Source organism: Methylocystis sp. (genome assembly GCF_050246715.1).
Taxonomy (GTDB): domain Bacteria; phylum Pseudomonadota; class Alphaproteobacteria; order Rhizobiales; family Beijerinckiaceae; genus Methylocystis.
In genome coordinates, this window is the sequence record NZ_JBFWVN010000065.1 from 1 (window position 1) to 16,686 (window position 16,686).

Annotated in this window: 16 protein-coding genes; 11 read left to right on the forward strand and 5 right to left on the reverse strand. The window is 59.6% G+C overall.

Features of this window, described 5'->3' with window-relative positions; genetic code table 11:
• Window positions 1–182: 182 nt before the first annotated feature.
• Window positions 183–1,895, reverse strand: a complete 1,713-nt coding sequence (locus AB7I51_RS15575) for an OprO/OprP family phosphate-selective porin (protein WP_428405257.1) — start codon at window positions 1,893–1,895, stop codon at window positions 183–185.
• 483 nt (window positions 1,896–2,378) lie between these two features.
• On the opposite strand from AB7I51_RS15575, the gene AB7I51_RS15580 reads away from it, so the two are divergent.
• The 4 genes from AB7I51_RS15580 (at window position 2,379) to AB7I51_RS15595 (ending at window position 5,891) form a co-directional block, all read left to right on the forward strand.
• On the forward strand, window positions 2,379–2,585 hold the full coding sequence (locus AB7I51_RS15580) for a TOBE domain-containing protein (RefSeq protein ID WP_428405256.1): 207 nt from the start codon (window positions 2,379–2,381) through the stop codon (window positions 2,583–2,585).
• A gap of 564 nt (window positions 2,586–3,149) precedes the next feature.
• Window positions 3,150–3,869 (forward strand): molybdate ABC transporter permease subunit, encoded by a 720-nt coding sequence (gene modB, locus AB7I51_RS15585; protein ID WP_428405255.1) that lies wholly within the window; start codon window positions 3,150–3,152, stop codon window positions 3,867–3,869.
• Window positions 3,866–4,960 (forward strand): molybdenum ABC transporter ATP-binding protein, encoded by a 1,095-nt coding sequence (modC, locus tag AB7I51_RS15590; protein WP_428405254.1) that lies wholly within the window; start codon window positions 3,866–3,868, stop codon window positions 4,958–4,960. Before modB ends, modC begins: the two co-directional genes overlap by 4 nt.
• Window positions 4,961–5,156: 196 nt before the next feature.
• Window positions 5,157–5,891, forward strand: coding sequence for a YkgJ family cysteine cluster protein (locus AB7I51_RS15595; protein ID WP_428405253.1), 735 nt, complete (start codon window positions 5,157–5,159; stop codon window positions 5,889–5,891).
• A 206-nt stretch (window positions 5,892–6,097) separates the two neighbouring features.
• Here the strand turns inward: AB7I51_RS15595 and AB7I51_RS15600 are convergent, their stop codons facing one another.
• The gene (locus AB7I51_RS15600) at window positions 6,098–6,391 is read right to left on the reverse strand and encodes a DUF983 domain-containing protein (protein WP_428405252.1); all 294 of its coding nucleotides are present in this window, start codon (window positions 6,389–6,391) and stop codon (window positions 6,098–6,100) included.
• 502 nt (window positions 6,392–6,893) lie between these two features.
• Here AB7I51_RS15600 and AB7I51_RS15605 point away from each other — a divergent pair.
• A complete protein-coding gene (locus tag AB7I51_RS15605) occupies window positions 6,894–9,158 on the forward strand; it encodes a ComEC/Rec2 family competence protein (protein ID WP_428405251.1) in 2,265 nt (754 codons plus the stop codon).
• A gap of 157 nt (window positions 9,159–9,315) precedes the next feature.
• Here AB7I51_RS15605 and lexA read toward each other — a convergent pair whose 3' ends face one another.
• Window positions 9,316–10,026 carry a transcriptional repressor LexA gene (gene lexA, locus AB7I51_RS15610; protein WP_428405250.1) on the reverse strand — a complete coding sequence of 237 codons (711 nt, stop codon included), beginning with the start codon at window positions 10,024–10,026 and terminating at the stop codon, window positions 9,316–9,318.
• Window positions 10,027–10,366: 340 nt separating this feature from the next.
• On the reverse strand, window positions 10,367–10,927 hold the full coding sequence (locus AB7I51_RS15615) for a helix-turn-helix domain-containing protein (protein WP_428405249.1): 561 nt from the start codon (window positions 10,925–10,927) through the stop codon (window positions 10,367–10,369).
• A gap of 28 nt (window positions 10,928–10,955) precedes the next feature.
• On the opposite strand from AB7I51_RS15615, the gene AB7I51_RS15620 reads away from it, so the two are divergent.
• From AB7I51_RS15620 to AB7I51_RS15640, 5 genes are all read left to right on the forward strand, one after another.
• Entirely contained in the window at window positions 10,956–11,162 is a 207-nt protein-coding gene (locus tag AB7I51_RS15620) for a hypothetical protein (RefSeq protein WP_424376044.1), read from the forward strand.
• 497 nt (window positions 11,163–11,659) lie between these two features.
• Window positions 11,660–12,907 (forward strand): hypothetical protein, encoded by a 1,248-nt coding sequence (locus AB7I51_RS15625; protein WP_428405248.1) that lies wholly within the window; start codon window positions 11,660–11,662, stop codon window positions 12,905–12,907.
• Window positions 12,873–13,157 (forward strand): hypothetical protein, encoded by a 285-nt coding sequence (locus AB7I51_RS15630; RefSeq protein ID WP_428405247.1) that lies wholly within the window; start codon window positions 12,873–12,875, stop codon window positions 13,155–13,157. Before AB7I51_RS15625 ends, AB7I51_RS15630 begins: the two co-directional genes overlap by 35 nt.
• 2 nt (window positions 13,158–13,159) lie before the next feature.
• On the forward strand, window positions 13,160–13,906 hold the full coding sequence (locus AB7I51_RS15635; protein ID WP_428405246.1) for an AAA family ATPase: 747 nt from the start codon (window positions 13,160–13,162) through the stop codon (window positions 13,904–13,906).
• A gap of 15 nt (window positions 13,907–13,921) precedes the next feature.
• Window positions 13,922–14,353: a regulatory protein GemA gene (locus tag AB7I51_RS15640; protein WP_428405245.1), complete on the forward strand. Its 432-nt coding sequence runs from the start codon at window positions 13,922–13,924 to the stop codon at window positions 14,351–14,353.
• A gap of 474 nt (window positions 14,354–14,827) precedes the next feature.
• On the opposite strand, the gene AB7I51_RS15645 is transcribed toward AB7I51_RS15640, so the two are convergent.
• A complete protein-coding gene (locus tag AB7I51_RS15645) occupies window positions 14,828–15,142 on the reverse strand; it encodes a hypothetical protein (RefSeq protein ID WP_428405244.1) in 315 nt (104 codons plus the stop codon).
• An 85-nt stretch (window positions 15,143–15,227) separates the two neighbouring features.
• On the opposite strand from AB7I51_RS15645, the gene AB7I51_RS15650 reads away from it, so the two are divergent.
• Window positions 15,228–15,929: a hypothetical protein gene (locus AB7I51_RS15650; protein WP_428405243.1), complete on the forward strand. Its 702-nt coding sequence runs from the start codon at window positions 15,228–15,230 to the stop codon at window positions 15,927–15,929.
• Window positions 15,930–16,686: the final 757 nt, after the last annotated feature.

A 16,686-nucleotide genomic window follows, 5' to 3' on the forward strand; every position in this document is an offset into this window, starting at 1 on the left:
CTCACAACCGACAAACCATCACGTTGATAGAAGCGTCCAGTTTGTCCGCGCATCGACTCGTCTCCGATCCGACGCAAGACAAGGAATCAGAAACGGCCTGCATGCGCTATTTTTTAGAAGCGTCCAGCTGGCTGGCGTTGGCTCCGCCCCGATATTTCGGCGCTGGGCGTTCTTGACGGCGACTACCAATTGACCTGGGTCCGCACCAGGAAGGTATTGGGATGAGCGCCGTTGAGATAAGCGCGATTCCATGGCGCCATGAGCGTCGCGACGTGCGTCCAGTTGAACATGAAGCGGATCCCTTTGTCCGGATACCAGTTGACGCCGACCGTCACATCCTGCTCCCGCCCACCGTTGATGGTCGAATTCGCGACATAGGCGCGCGTCGCCGCATTCGGCGCAAGGGCGATAAGATTGGCGAATGCGGATCCCTGGTACGGACCATTGTTGAGATTGACCGAGCTGAACCGCGCGGCGAGTTCCCACGCGCCCCATCCGCCGGCGCTCAAAGGCTGCAAGATCTTGATTTGGCCGAAAGTCGCCGGACCGGCGAGGTTCGACACGGAATAGCTTGCGGCGCGCGACTCGCCGGTCAGATACCATGTGCCATAAACGTAATAGCCATCGTAATTCATTGATGTTCCGCCTGGCGCGTAAACGCCGGCAAGACTGGCCAGTGCGAGCGATCCGCCCCGGCGATGATATTGCGCGCCCATATATTCCGCTTGGACCGAGAAAGGACCATAGGACCCCATGAATTCGGCGCCATAGCCGATAACGTTGCGCACGCATTTGCCGGCGACGAGCGGATTGCCGGCAACCGAATAGGCGCCGCAGGAAAGGTCTGGCGTTCCAAGCAGATTCGTCTTTAAAACATTGCTTTCCATATTCGTGTTGGAGCCCAAGAGCAAAACGCGGTCATCGTTCGCGCCCGTCGCGGAATTGGGCTGATGATAGCGCCCCGAAACGCCGAGATGGATCATCCTGTCTTTTTCGAGAATAGGCGCATAGGTCGTTCGGGCGGAGACGTCGAAATATTGCGCTCCGCCGGTCGATACCCACCCCGCTTTGGGACTGACCCAGAAAGGCACGGGTTGGAGGGCCGCAGGCGACAGCGCTTTGTCTTGCGTGCTCGTCGAGAACACGCCGGCCTTGAGCGTCCAATTCGATCCATGCGCGAGGAAGGAGCCCCCGAGATGGCGCGCCGCGCCGAAAACGTCGCTCATCAGCGAGCGATCCATGAAGTCGAGCGTGAGCCTTGTATTGGTCCGCTCGAGCCCCATCGGCTCCCATTGGTTACCGATTTCGAGCGCCACGGGCTCCGTGGTGAACGGCAGTTGCAACGCTGGATGTTTCAGGACGAGGTAGGCGTCTCGAATGCCGCCCAGCACCCCGATCGCCGAAGTATTGGCGAAATCATAGGAGAGTTTATATTCCCACATCTTTGCCGCGCGGCCTTCTACTTGCAGCCAGGCGTATGTGATATTCGCAAAGCCATTGTAGCCTTTTTCAGGCTGAGACGAGCCGCCGGCGTCGACGATTAAGCGACCGCCGAGCCGGAAGCTGTATGCTTTGTCCTCGGTCTCGACGGCGAGACCATTGCGAAAAGTGACCAGGACGGGCGGCGGCGGCGGCGGTTGCTGAGCGCCTTTGGCGACCTCCACGCCTTTCGCTGCGTTCACAATATTCGTCGACTTTTGCGCAGCGGCCTTTGCCGCTTGAGCTTCCTTGCGCAGCTTTGCGATCTCGCGCGCCTGCACGCGCTGGAGCGCCTCGAGTTGTCGAAGCCGCTCTTCGATTCCTTCCGTGCCGGCATTCGCTCCTGTTGAAATGAGCATCGCGGACATGGCGGCGACGGAGATCGTCGCTGCATAATTGCTCCTGTATTTGGCCACTTTGATCCTCACGCAAGCTAGGGGCGCTCGAAAAGCGCTATATATCCAATCTCCATAGCTAAGGTCGGCCGTCAATGCGCTATATATTTTACATGCCTAGTGAGCCCGTATCTGTTGCTAAAATGACACAATACATTGCGAGCAAGACGATCAAAGCGCGTAAAGTTAGAGCAATTGTTGAGTAATTGTTGGTCGCATCCGGGTCGGCTATGCGTCGCCAAGCGCGTTCGATACCTTTCGTCCAGGCGATGTTCCACCGACGCCGCATGGCGCGCGCTGCGTCGCCTGTTTTAAGAAATTAAGCTGTAGATCGTTTGGCGCTTCGCATGCTTCGGCGCGAGACCTAAAAAATGTTTCGTCGCATATTGTATAGGTTGGGGACGGAACATTATCTTCATGCGCGGCGGACGGTTCGCTTGATTGCTTCGAGCGCTGTCCGCCGGGCAAAGAAGGTTTGGTCAGCGCTATTGGGAGACATAACTAATGAAAATTTCGGCTCGCAATGTCATCGACGGCACGGTCAAGGAAATCAAGAAGGGCGCCACTACCGCCCATGTTCTGATCGATGTCAACGGCACGACGATCACCGCCGCCATCACCAATGAATCGGTGGATGAGCTGGGCCTGAAAGCGGGCGCCAAAGTGAAGGCGGTCATCAAGTCGTCCGACGTCATGGTCGCTGTGATCTGATGTCTCGAGAGCCGCCCGGAAACCCTTGGCGGCTCCAGAAACCACGCTGCATTTGGGCGCAATCGCCCAAATGTCGTGTCGATGACGCGATCAACTCGGAAAGCATAGCACGGCGCGCTTTCCGCGAACGTCGGCGTCGAACTTTCTGTAGCATGCGCTAAAGCCGAAATGTTCGAACGCTTTACCAGTATAATTCAGTGCGACGTCTGAAGTTTGTCTCGCCCAGCTGCTGCGGCCAGGCGCGGCGACGCCATGAACCGGACTGGTCAAAGCTTCTCTGTTCCGTCAATATATAGCGACATCTTCACACCGCGCAAGATTGGCGGCGCCGGCGGCGCCAATCTTGCGCGCCGAACAATCGTCTGGAGCGGAGAGCGGCTGATCGCATCATCTCTCCAGGTCCATTGGTCGCGGAGGGTTAAAGCGTCGCGCCGCCTCGCTCTCGCATTTTCGTACCTCGGCGAAAAAAGGCGAGCGGCTGACGAGGGCCGTGAACCGCAAAGCGCCGCGCGAGCGGACTTCATATGGGAACAGCGCTATCCGAGGTCGCCAAAGGACGCCGCATTGTACGATTTTCCTTCCGCCGCCTTCTTCGAATTGTCGCCAGCCGAATGGACGGCGATATGGCTGTCGCTGCGGATCGCGACCGTGGCGACCCTCGCGAGCCTGCCATTTGGGATCGTCACCGCTTATGCGCTGGCGCGCAGCCAGTTCCCTGGCAAGACCCTCGTCAACGGCGTTGTTCACCTGCCGCTCGTTCTGCCGCCGGTCGTCACCGGCTTCGTCCTGCTCATGCTGCTTGGACGCAAAGGCGTTTTCGGCCCCTATCTCGCCGAGATCGGCATTGTTTTCTCATTTCGCTGGACCGGGGCGGCGGTCGCCTGCGCCGTCATGGGGTTTCCTCTGATGGTCCGCGCCATGCGATTGTCCTTCGAGGCGATCGACCGTCGCCTTGAATTGGCGTCGGAGACCCTCGGGGCGAATCGGATTTGGACGTTCCTCCTCGTCAACCTTCCGCTTGCGGTTCCTGGCATTATCGTTGGAGCGATTCTCGCTTTCGCCAGGGCGCTGGGGGAATTCGGTGCGACCATCACCTTCGTCTCGAACATCCCCGGCGAAACGCAGACGATTTCGGCGGCGATCTACAGCTACACGCAGGTTCCCGGCGGCGATGAAAGCGCGATGCGCCTGACGATTGTCGCGGTCGTTATCGCGCTTTCCGCTCTTATGGCGTCCGAGATCATTCAGTGGCGCGCGCAGAAGCGACTGGGCAGCGCCGAATGATCGAAGTCGACGTCAGACTGAAGGCGGGCGCGTTTTCCCTCGACGTCGCCTTCGCCAACGGCACCGGGGTAACGGCGCTGTTCGGACAATCCGGATCTGGAAAATCGCTGACGCTCAGCATCGTTGCCGGACTGATGAAGCCTGACGAAGGATATGTCAGGCTGGACGGCGAAGCGCTGGTCGATGTCACAAGCAATGTTTTCGTGCCGGTGTCGCGCCGACGCGTCGGCCTCGTCTTCCAGGATTCCAATCTCTTTCCGCATCTCAGCGTCAAGCAGAATCTCCTATACGGGCGCTGGTTTGCGCCTCGCGGCGAACGTCGGATCGATTTCGACGCCGTCGTCGAAACCCTCGGCATTGGCGCGCTTATTTCGCGTTCGCCAGCCCGTCTGTCGGGCGGCGAGAGACAACGCGTCGCGATCGGCCGCGCTCTGCTGTCCTGCCCGAGACTGCTTCTACTGGACGAGCCGCTGGCGGCGCTCGATATGCAGCGCAAGCTCGAAATCCTGCCGCTGATCGAACGCGTCAGGGACGAGTTCGACATTCCCATCGTCTATGTCTCACACGCCGTCGAGGAAGTAGCGCGTTTGGCCTCCCGCGTCGTCGTCATCGATGGCGGACGGGTGAAATTCGTTGGCGATCCCGCCGACGCCTTCAATCGTCTCGCCAATTCGCCGGCAACCAATCGTTTCGATCGTTCCTCAATCCTGGCGGCTTCGGTCGACGAAGCTTCCGCCGCTTATGGATTGACGAAGCTCAGACATTCGTCTGGAACGATCTGGATTGAAGGTTCGGCGGGCCAACCGGGCGGCGCGGCGCGCGTCATTGTCAAAGCGACCGATGTTGTGCTGTCGCTGCTTCCGCCTCATGAGATCAGCGCCAGAAGCGTGCTTTGGGGCAGGGTGGCGAACATCCAATTCGAAGGGCCGATCGCGACGGTCGAAATTGAGCTGAAGGATGACGGTCCGCTTCTGGCGACGATCACAAGAGGCGCTCTGGAAGACCTGTCTTTGAGGGTGGGCTCTCACGTCTATGCGCTGTTCAAGACGGCCGCGCTCGACGAGCGCTCCATCGGCGTGGCCAACGCCTGAGGCGAGGGACGCTCGGCAGGCCGAAGCCTGACGGGATGGGGTTTGCTTTGCCGGCGAACTGTCGGAATATGTCGAGCCTGACATAGACGCTTGAGCGATCTGACGGTGGGGCCAGTCTCAGGCGCCGGGAGCGATTGCGCATTGATCGGCGCGCCGATCCGATCGCATCCGACTGGCGGAAGGGCGGATAAGATTGATGAGCGAAGATGGCGGTCCCTCAGCCTTTTTCAAGGCGACCTCGCACGCGTTCAGCGAGATGATCGACGCCCGCCGGACGCGCCCGGAGCTTGTTGGGCTGCTCTGCGCGCAGGCGTTCGACAGCTTTACGAGAAATGTCGCGATTCAGGCGGAGGGCGATCCGGCTTTGGCCTGCCACGGCGAATGCGCGGGGTGCTGCCGCCTGCGCGTCGTCGCGACGGCGCCCGAAGTATTTGTGCTCGCGCGCTTCATTTCCGTTAACGCCGCCGCCTTCGCCGAGCGCGGAATCATGCTTCTTCAGCGGGTCGCCGACGCCGATCGGGCGCTAGGCGCGCTATCCGAGGACCAGCGAATGGCGGCGCAAGGCGCGTGCCCGCTGATCGAGCGCGAATTATGTCTCGCCTATAAGATGCGTCCGCTGGCCTGTCGCGGCCACGCGGCCTTCGACAAGGCGGCATGTCTCGCCGCCGCACGTGGCGAAGCCGTCGAAGCGCCGATCTCGACGCCCCATCTCGTCGTCCGCAGCCTCGTCCAGAACGCCTTGATGGCGGCGCTGCGGCGCGCCGGACTGGCGTGGGGAATCTATGAAATCAACAGGGCGCTGAATGTCGCGCTCTCGACGCCGGACGCGCTCGAACAATGGATTTCAGGCGAGGATCCTTTGGCGTCCGCCCGCATTCCCGACTGCGACATGATCGAAGCCGGCGCGATTTTTGACGCTGTCGAAGGATAAAGAATTGCATTCGCGGTTGTTTGATCGCGCGCGGCATATCCTTCCCTGTTGAGATGGGGAGCGCGCGGCCTTTTGCGGCCGGAGACCTCACGCCGCCGCTAAGCGGGGAGCCATGTACGACGCCAACCGTTGGGCGCAGGCGCGCGTTCGTGGGATTCTCAATGTTCTTTCATAGCCGGGGATCCCGAGAGCAAGTAGCGTCCCTTTTATGAATTCGGTTTCCTCGACAGCAGCCATAGCGCCGAGAGGAAGAATCCCTTCGCAAGCGGGAGCAAGAACAAGACGAGCGCGATCGTTGTCGGCAGAACGATCAACATTTCGACGGCATAGGAGTAATGACCGCTGCTCTCCAATATGAAGAGTAGCGACACGACGAAAATCGTTACGGCGCCGACCGTCAACCATGCTGGGCCGTCATCCGCATCGAGGCCCGCAAAGCTTTCCCGGCAATGCGCACAAGAATCGTTCGGCTTGAGGTAGCTTGCGAACAGGGCGCCCACGCCGCAGTTCGGGCATTTTCGCGTGAGTCCGCGAAGCAGGGACGTGACTGATGACGGTTCGCTCTTCATTTACGCCAAACCGAATGATGGCGATCGTCGCGCCATTGCGCGTAATCGCAGTCTCGCTTTGAGTTAACGGGATAGTTTCTTATCGGGCCGCAGGCAACCGTTGAAGGGCCAAGCGGCGAATCAACAGATAGGCGACGCAGACAAACGCGGCAACCAGCGTTAAGCTCGCCGCTCAGGGCAATCGGATGAAGCACGATTTTCCTCGCCCTCATCCTGAGGAGCCGCCGCAAGTCGGGTGTACCCGACTTGCGAATTTAATGTCGATCTCGGGCAAGCCCGAGATCGATGGCGGCGTCTCGAAGGACGAGGGTGAGGAAAAAATGCGGGCTTCCTCGTCCTTCGAGACGCGTGCTGCGCACGCTCCTCAGGATGAGGAAGCCCTTCGCCCGATCGCCCTGGCGCGTCGCTGCATTTGAGCGGGGCCGGCATTTTCTTGAACGACGTTTCGCGCACGGCTGAGAAAGGAGAGGGGAGCCGCGATGTTTCATCGCGCCTCCTTCGCTTGCCTGCGCGAGGATTAACCGCAGCTTTGCGCGCGTCGTTCGAGCAGGAACGCGCGCTGCGCCGCCCGTTTCTCTGGCTGGTGGTCGCCGCCGGCGCCGGCGTCGCGCTATATTTCTCAGCCGAGCGCGAGCCGTCGCTGGCTCTTTGCGCCTGCGCGTTCGCAGTCTTCGCCATTCTCGCCGCGCTCACGCGCCGCCATGCACGCGCTTATGCGCTGTTTCTCGCGCTCGCTTTCGTCGCCGGCGGCTTCGCGTCCGGCGCCTGGCGAACGGCGCGGGTCGCCGCGCCGATCATTCCGCGAGTCGGGATCGGAGAGCTCACCGGCTTCGTCGAGGAGGTCGACCTGCGGCGCGCCGGCGCGCGCTTCATTCTGCGTGTCGCGAGCGCCGAGGGCTTTCCCGACGATGTCGTTCCGGCCCGCGTGCGGCTGACCACCCGCGGCGATCCGAATTTTTCCGCCGGCGACTTCATCGCTCTTAAGGCGCGGCTGATGCCGTCGGCGCGGGCGGCGCTCCCCGGCGGCTATGATTTCGCGCGTGACGCATTTTTCGCGCGCATCGGCGGCGTCGGCAACGCGCTGGGGCGAATTGAAACAATGTCGCCGCCCGATCCGGCGCCAATGTCGCTGCGTTTTTTCGCGCGGGTCGATCGCATGCGCAACGCTTTGGCGATGCGGGTCTATCGAATTATCGGCGGTGACGCCGGCGCGATCGCCGCCGCGATGGTCACCGGCAAGCGCGACCTATTGTCGGAAGACGCCAAGAATCTCATCCGCCACGCCGGCATATTTCACATCATCACCATTTCCGGCGTTCAGATGACGCTCGTCGCCGGCATTTTCTTCGTTGGCTTTCGCCGTCTGCTGGCGATGTCGCAAACTCTGGCGCTCAACTATCCGATCAAGAAATGGGCGGCGGCGCTCGCCATGATCGGCGCCATTCTCTACGACATCGGCACGGGCTCGCGCGTCGGCACCGAGCGCGCGCTCGTCATGACTCTGATCATGCTTGCCGCGGTTCTGTTCGATCGGCCGTCGCTGTCGATGCGTAATCTCGCGATCGCCGCGCTCCTCATCGTCGCTTTCGAGCCGGAGGCGCTGCTTGGCGCGAGCTTTCAACTTTCCTTCGCCGCTGTCGCGGCCTTGATCGCCGTCTATGAATGGCGCGGCGAATATCTTGCGAAGCGCCGCATCGACGATCGCGCGCCGCGAACATGGTGGGGCGCGCTTCGTGAAAGCGTCGTCGAACGCCTGTTGCACGGGCCCGGCGCGGCGATCTTCGCGACATTATGCGCGACCTCGGCGACCGCTTCCTTCATGGCGAATGATTTTCATGAGCTCAGCCCCTATGTGCTGATCGGCAATCCGCTGACGCTCGCCATCATCGAATTCTTCGCGGTTCCCTGCGCGCTTCTCGGCGCCGCGCTCTATCCACTCGGCCTCGACGGATTCGTCTGGCGCTACCTTAAAATGGGCATCGACCTCGTGACCTATCTCGCGGGGCTCATCGCCAGCGCCCCGGGCGCGAGCCTGCCGGTCAAAGCCTTCGCGCCCTGGGCGATTATTTTTCTAACGCTTGCGGTGTTGTCGCTCGTTTTGTGGCGAACATGGGCTTGGCGCGCCCTCGCCATTCCTCTTGCATTCATTGGATTGATGGGTGCGACGGGCGGCGCGCCGTTCGACCTCGCCGCGCCGGCGACCGGGGAATCGGCGGCGCTGCGCCTGTCGTCGGGACAGCTTGCGGTCTTGGGACAAAGGCCGAGCGCTTTCGCCGCCGAACAATGGCTGCGCGCCGACGGCGATGCGCGCCTCGCCTCGGACGCGAAGGGCGGCGTCGCCTGCGATGATTTAGGTTGCGTCGCCAAGTCGATCGACGGTCGCTTCGTCGCGCTCGTCGCCGAGCGCGGCGCCTTCATTGAAGACTGCGCGCGCGCCGCCGTCGTCATCACGCCGCTCTATGCGCCGTTAGGATGCGCGGCGCCGATCGTGATCGATCGCCGCAAGCTGAGCGAAACGGGGGCGGTGTCGCTACGCTTCAAGGGTGCGGAAGTTGAATGGACGACGGCGCGCGCCGTCGACGAGGACCGGCCATGGTCGCCCGCGCCGCGCCAGCGGAGCAAGCCGGCGTTCCCTGCGCCGCTCAGCGATGAAGAGCGCAATGAGGAAGACGCCCGCGCGATGGAGCCGCTCGAATAGAGACGCGCTGCATGCTCTTTGTTTTGTCATTCCCGGCAGGCCGAAGGCTTGACCGGGAATCCAGGGGCAAAGGCATGAATGGTGAAGTTGCTCTGGATTCCCGATCGCGCGCAAAGCGCGCGTCGGGAATGACAGGCTTCGCCAAAACGCGCCGCAGCTAATATTTCCGCAAAAGGCTCACGAGCTTGCCTTGAATCCGCACGCGGTCAGGACCGAAGATGCGCGTCTCGTAAGCGGGATTCGCCGCCTCCAAAGCGATCGACGCGCCGCGTTTGCGCAGGCGCTTCAGCGTCGCTTCCTCATCGTCGATCAGCGCCACGACGATATCGCCGGTGTCGGCGTTGTCCTGCTTCTTGATGACGACGGTGTCGCCGTCGAGGATTCCCGCCTCGATCATCGAATCGCCGCGCACTTCGAGCGCGAAATGCTCGCCGCTCATCAGCAGGTCGGGCGGCAGATTGATCGTATGGCTGCGGTTCTGGATGGCTGAGATCGGCGTGCCGGCGGCGATGCGTCCCATCACCGGAATGGCGACCTGCTGATCGCTCTCGTCGTCGAAACGCTCATTGAGCGGGCGCACGCGGCCGAGATTGCCTTCGATGACCGAGGGCGCGAATTTGCCGCTGCGCCCGACGGCGCTGCGCGGCGTCGCCGATTCGGGCAGGCGCAGGACCTCGAGCGCGCGGGCGCGATTGGGCAGGCGACGGATGAAGCCGCGCTCTTCGAGCGCGAGAATCAGCCGATGAATGCCGGACTTCGACCGCAGGTCGAGCGCGTCCTTCATCTCGTCGAACGACGGCGGCACGCCCGATTCCTTCAAGCGCTCATGGATGAAGCGCAACAGGTCGTTTTGCTTTTTGGTCAGCATCGCCGCTCCGCCTTGCAAGCCCAATCGTCGATTTTCGCTGCGCTGCAGCTTTTGGCTCGATAAACTAAACAAATCATGAACGAACGATATACGTTCTCACTGCGTTCTGCAAGTCTTATGTTCACGCTTTGGTTAAGCGATCATCGCGGTGGAGCGGGCAGAATTATTTGTCGCGCGTGAAAAATCGCTTTTTGTCGCGCTACGCTTAGAAACACTGAAAAAGCAATAGGGTAGCGCGGCGGGTATTGCGGAACCGCTTGCGGAACATCTCAGAAATATTGTTCGGAGGCGGAATGTATTAGATATCAAAGGGTTCCTGCGCTTTGCATTGCGGAACATTTCATTGTGCAATATCGATTGCGGAACCTATTGCGGAACCTTCCGAATTCGCCTGGAGGATGTCACGGATTTCCATTGGGCTGATGAAGTCCCCGTTGTATGCTCGATGAACTAAAGCAACGACATTCTCTGGTGAAAGATGTTCACCGGCTATATCTGAAACTCTATCCCGTATTATCCGAGCGATTGCATCTTCATGCCTTGATAGCCTGAACGAAAGTTCGTTTAATTCATCTTTATTTGCTTCATTGAATAGTTTAGAAATAGCATTCAAGTAAGATATACGACAAATATCATATAATTCGTTCGATCGCGTGAGGCGCTCAACGAGCACGTCTGTATATTTAACTCCTGTTAATTGCTCAATTTCAGCATGTTTTTTGAATGGAATACTCCCCCGTCGCCGCCAAGTTGCGATTGTGCTCTTCCCAAGATTGAGGCGGATAGCAAGGTCTTCATCTCGCGTGAGGTTCAGAGCCTTCTTCACGCGATCAATAAAATCTTCCGCTGGATTTGCCGTCGCGCCTCTTGACATGATTTCATTTTGCAATCTAGGTTGCATAACGAAGCAATCCTAGAGACACCTCACAATGGGCGATCCTTCCGCAGACTTGTTGCTACAGGCCCGCATTGGGTTCTTACAGCAGGGAAGCTCTTTGGCGAAATGGTGTTCGGAAAACAAGATCACCCGCCAATGGGCCACCGCTGTCCTGACGGGACGTAGGAACGGACCCGCAGCAAAGACGCTACGTGAAAAAATCATTGTTGCCGCGACGCTCAAAGGGAAAGCCGCCTGATGTCGGGCAAATGGGTCGACACCGCCACAGTCGCGGAGTTCCTCGGCCTCTCTGATCGGGCTGTCAGAAAAGGCTTGGCTATGGGTCGACTGTGTCGCCGGCCCGTCCGGAGTCGCCGAATAAAGGGCGTTGGTGGCACATCTGGGGAGAGGTGGGAGGCTTATGCGCCGGATATCCCTGGTCTCGAAGACCATTTGAACGCCCCTTCAACGCCCGTTTCGCCTCGAACCTTCGCAACCCACTTCGATGCGGTCCTGGAGTGGTTTTCCCGCTTTGTCGAGGAAGTCGAAGCGACGAAGGCGGGCACCGTCGCCCGCGCGAATGTCCTTCGCGCATGGAGCGAAAAGAAGCTGCCCTCAATCAAGGATTCGAGCGTGTTTCGGCGCTACAGCGTGCGCACGCTCAATCGCTTCCTCGCGGACTATCAATGCAACGGCGTCACAGCATTAGGTCGCGCCAAGCGGAACGATCACAAGACGAAACGCTCGATCGTCACCGTGAAATTCGACGCCTGGGCGCGCGAAGGCGGGTTGGAGAATGAGCTGGAGTCCATCGCGGAAGCGCTGAAAATACGCATTCGCGGCTGGCACAAGGCGTGGGAAAGCATTTCCGCAATCCGCTTGGATGCCTCACGTCACCTTGAGAAGCTCGCCAGGGAGCGCGGTTTCGAGCCGCCGAACGGCGTGTGTGACATCCCGCTCCACATCGTCAAGGCGGAGATGAAATATCGCCGCGCCACCAAAATCAAGAAAGACCGCAAAGGTTTCGAAGACAAATCGCCGGCAATCCGCCGGACGATCGAAGGGCTTTGGCCCATGGACATTGTCGTCGGCGCCGTTCATCCCCTCGATTTCTTCCTTCCCGAAACAGAAGACTATCAGCGCTACGCCAAGGCCATCTGTTGGCTGGATGTTGCAACGAAGCGCCTTTGGGCGACCATCGTGTTTCTTCCAAAGGGAACAGGCATTCGCAACGCGCACGTCATCGCCAGCTTCATGGAAATGGTCGCGGAATGGGGCCTCCCCAGGACGCTCTATCTCGATAACGGTCAGGAATATCGCTTCGCCGAGTTCATCAAAGACGCCATCACACTTAACGATCGTGGAATGAAGGTATTCGCAGGCGGAGAGCAAAAGGCTATACGCCGCGCGCGCCCCTATGCGGCGCGCTCCAAGGCCATCGAAGGCGTCTTTGCGCAACTGCGCCATCTGTTCGAAAAAGTGCAGGGCTACATCGGCGGCGACCGCATGAAAAAGAAGGTAGCAAACGTCGGCAAGGCACCCATACCTTTCCCTTCGATCGAGCTGTTTCCACAGGTGATTGCAGGGATATTGGCGCAATATCACACTAAAGCGCAGGGAAAGAATTCGCAGCTCGGCGGCGATTCGCCAATCGATGCATTCAATCGCGCCGTGGATAAGGGATGGCAAAAGACCGAAGTGGACCCGGACGCCTTTGCAACCGTCTTCTCTGAGAAACGGATCGTAGCGATCACAAATGGAGCTATCACGGTCAAGGGTCGCGTCTTCTATTTCGACGGCTTAGTCACCTACCATGATGGCGATTATATCACCGTTCGCGTGCCGAAATACGAGCAGTGGGCGCGTCTACCTGTCGAGGATATGCAGGGAAATCTTCTCGGCTTCGCGGAAGAGGATCAACCTTTCGCTTGTTTCGACCCGGCCGGCGCCAGAGAGCGACCGTCGTCGCATGCTCCAAAGGCGTGCCGTTCGCCAGCTCGATAATTCGGTTCCGGATATCGATGTAACGGCCGAACTTCTTGATTTCCAGACGAAAGCTCCGAAGGCCTTGCCCGCGCCGGTCGGCGCGCGTGTCACTGCCTCCGACAAAGAAAAGGCGGTCGCGCGGGGCGTGAAGGAAAGTCCCGAAGCGCAGCGCAAGCGGGCCGACAATGTGCGGCGATACAACATCGACAAATCGAACCAAGCGATGAAGGAATTCATCCAAAAATTCGATGCGAGAAAGGCTCAATAAGCATGACGAATGTGAGCCGAACATCGATCTTCGAAGCCATCGAGAACACCGTCAACATTGTTGATCGCATCAAATCAATTGCGGGGGCGATCATCGGTCCAGCTGCAATTGGCAAGACGACAGCAGTCGAGCATATCGCGAATTCGAACAGTAGGATGGTCTATATTCGGGTATCCGGCGCACAGGAAACGATGAAAGCCGGTTGCGTTCTGCTCGCGTCGGCCCTGGGCGTTCATTCGGACTTCGATAGCGCCAATAAGATTTGGACAAACCTGGAAGATCATTTCGATTATTGGGGGTCGCACGGCTCCGCTCAAACGATCATTCTAGACGAAGCTCAGAACCTGGACGGCAAGCTTCTTAAGGAGATGGTTGATATTCCCTATCGGTTCCGCGTTCCAGTCATCGTCTGCGGGAACAATGACGTTTTGAAGCGGCGACACTCTTCGAAAGACGCATTTGAACAGGTCACAAGCCGTTTGGTGAAGCGTACGATGCTATGGCATCCCACAGAAGATGACTTCAAAACTATCGCGATAGATCGTGACGTTTGCGGGGTCGCAGCGCATCGCGCGTGCGTGAACTTCGGACTAAATACGTCGCTCCGCGAATTCGTCCCGCTTCTCGACACAGCTCGTGCCTTCGCTGGAAGCGGACCGCTCGGCCTACAGGAAATCGAGCGGGCGCTTCTGTCTCTCCGACAACAAGATGACGACCCCCTAAAGCTACTGAAGCGCATCGCCGCGTAGGTAGGAGATTTGGCCATGCTCACCACGAAGCAAATGCGCCTTGTCCAAGCGGTAAAAAAATATCTCGGCGACGAGGAAACCTATCGCCATCTCTTGCGTGAGTCGACGGGCGTCGAGAGCGCGAGAGTCCTCGACAATATCGGATTAAACGCGTTCGTCCGCGAGGCGAAGCGGCTTGGGTTCAGGCACACGTCCGCGACCAGCTTTGGCGCGCGGCGAGGGATGGCGACGCCAAAACAGGTCGCGATGATCCGCAAGCTTTGGGCGGACTGGTCGACGATCGACGCCTCGGAAAAAGCCCTAAACGCCTGGCTCGAACGTTCCTACAGCGTTTCCGCGCTTCGCTTTCTTTCATTCGACGCCGCTGGGAAAGCGATCAACGGCCTTCGCACCATGATGCGACGAAAGGCCGAAGTAGACGAAACCGCAGATCGGAGCACGTCGTGACGCAGGAGATCGATTGTCGATCGCGAAGCGCTTCTCCAGCTCAGCAAGGACGAGCAGATCGAAATTATCGTCATACGGGCCGAAGCTAGCGAAGCGGTCAAGGCCGCTGCAAATCAAGCGATCGAGGACATTCCGCACCACGCGATGAGGATGGCGAGTCCATGCAAACCGCCAACGAGAAATTCGAAGCCGCTGGCGCGTCGCTTGTCGCCAAATGGGCTGCTTTGGTCGAGGAGATAGGGCGGTGCCGCATCGGCAGTTGAACCGGCGGGCGGACCGCAAGGCGAAACCGTCGCAGTCTTTGCGACCTTTTCGCCGAAAGAGATCACGTCGCAAGCTTTGCGACTTGGAAGGCGCGAGACGGGCGCAGCAACGCCCGCCTCGCATGATCGTAACCACGACAGACAGGTGAAGTCCATGAGCAGCATACGATCGATGAGAGATTACGACGAACACACTCAACATCTCAAGCATCTATGGCATGAGACGGTTATCAAGAGGTTGCTCGACAATGCCGAACATCTTGAGGGCAGAGTGGGCGCGCTTCGCCACGACATGAAATTGGAGAACCTCGACGTCCGCCACGCCTACGCCCGAACATTTGAGTTCGACAAAATTCTTGCGGACATACGACGGCTGCTTTTGGAGACGGAGATATTCCAGGACAAGGAAGTGTTCTTCGAAGGGTTTTTGGAGGACGCGGCCGAGGCTGAACGATTTAAGGCGAAGCCGCGCCGAAGAAGCCGGGTGCGGAATGGCCGTGCCGCAAAGCCGCAAACGCCCGTTCAAAAGAAGCTCGCAAAAGGGCGCTCTTCGACGTGACGATGCCCGCAATGCGCATTTCGATTTCACTCCAGCAGACAAGGCCTTCAACATGAGCGAACTGAAATATCACGCCAGTGAGGCGCTCGCCGACATTGGCTATCTCGGTGACATTTTGGACGCGCTGGACAGCGTTCCAGACGACCAAGCCGACGCCGACGTTCTCTTGCGAGGAGTCACGGCGATTGGGCGGCGCATCGTCGGGCTTTCGATTGAAGCGTCCGAGCCGTTTCAACTATCCGCCGATGCTCGCTACGCGCGCGCAGCGCTGTCCGACCTTCGCGGCTTTGGCGAGATCATCGCCGCGCTCGACGCGGTGCCTGCATCGAAGCAAGACGCCACAACGCTTCTTTGCGCATCGGCCGCGCTTGGCCGCGGCATCGCCCATCTGGCGATCGAAGCCGGCAACTCGCCGGCGGGCGAGCTCGACGTAGTCGAAGCCACATTGGCGGCTGCAGAGATCCTGGACGCCGCCGAGAAGGGCGTGGCGCCTGATCCTTCGCGGGGGCCGATCTATGCATCCTTTCTAAAGGCGTTTAGCACCGTCGAGCATGGCGGCGTGCGCTTCGACGGGCGTTTCTGGAGCTGCGCGGCGATGCAGCCGCTCCACGGCGAAAGAGTCACCGTCTTCATCCCGAAAGTCGGACATCTGACACGCCTTATGATCCTTGACTCCGATGGCGGTCTGATCGGGGTGGCGAAGGCGGAGCAGTCCGGCGCTTTGGCTTCGGGACAGGTTCAGGCGGCCGACTAACGGAGCCGATGTCGACCGGCCGACGCGTCGCACTATAGCAAGCGCCGGCCGGAAAGGTCAGAGGTAGACTAGTCTGACTGCGCCGGGGAGTACGTGACGCTCCATGGGCTTTGTCGCCTGCCGCTACCGATTCCGGGCTGTCGCAGGCTCTTGCTGCGCCCCTCTGGTCCGTTTGACAAGCCGCGCGCAAGAAACGGCCCCTCCAACGCCTGGTCAGCGTACGCCGCCTCTGGCGAAGATCGCCATTATTTGTTTCGAGAGGCGTGACGGGGAGGACGCCAGTTCCCTCCGCGGGCGCATTGCCCGGCTGCTCGATTTTGCGCCGTCACGATTGCCGATTATAGCCCTTCAGGCGCTTGCTTCAACGCGCGAGTGCGATTCTTCGCAGAAACGGCCCGCGGGCGCCCAAACCAAAAATCTGCTTCTTCGCCCCGCGCAGTTTCGAAAAACGCACCCACGGCGTTCAATGGGCCTTTAACGTCGATTTTATCGTATGGAGGCATGACGGGGAGGACGCTGGCACCCTCCGCGGGCACATTGCCCGGCTACGCGATCTTGCGCCGTCACGAGACCAGAATAGCCCCTCAGGCGGCCGTCTTCAACGCGCGGCGTTTTTCCGTGGTGGGTCAATTTGATGGAGTGGATGCCCCCTCCTGACGGCATCGCGATGTGCCAAGGTGGCGATGTTTTCGCATCCCACGGAATGGGGAGGGCATCCATGGAAGAGGTTAACATCATCGGTCTTGACCTTGCAAAG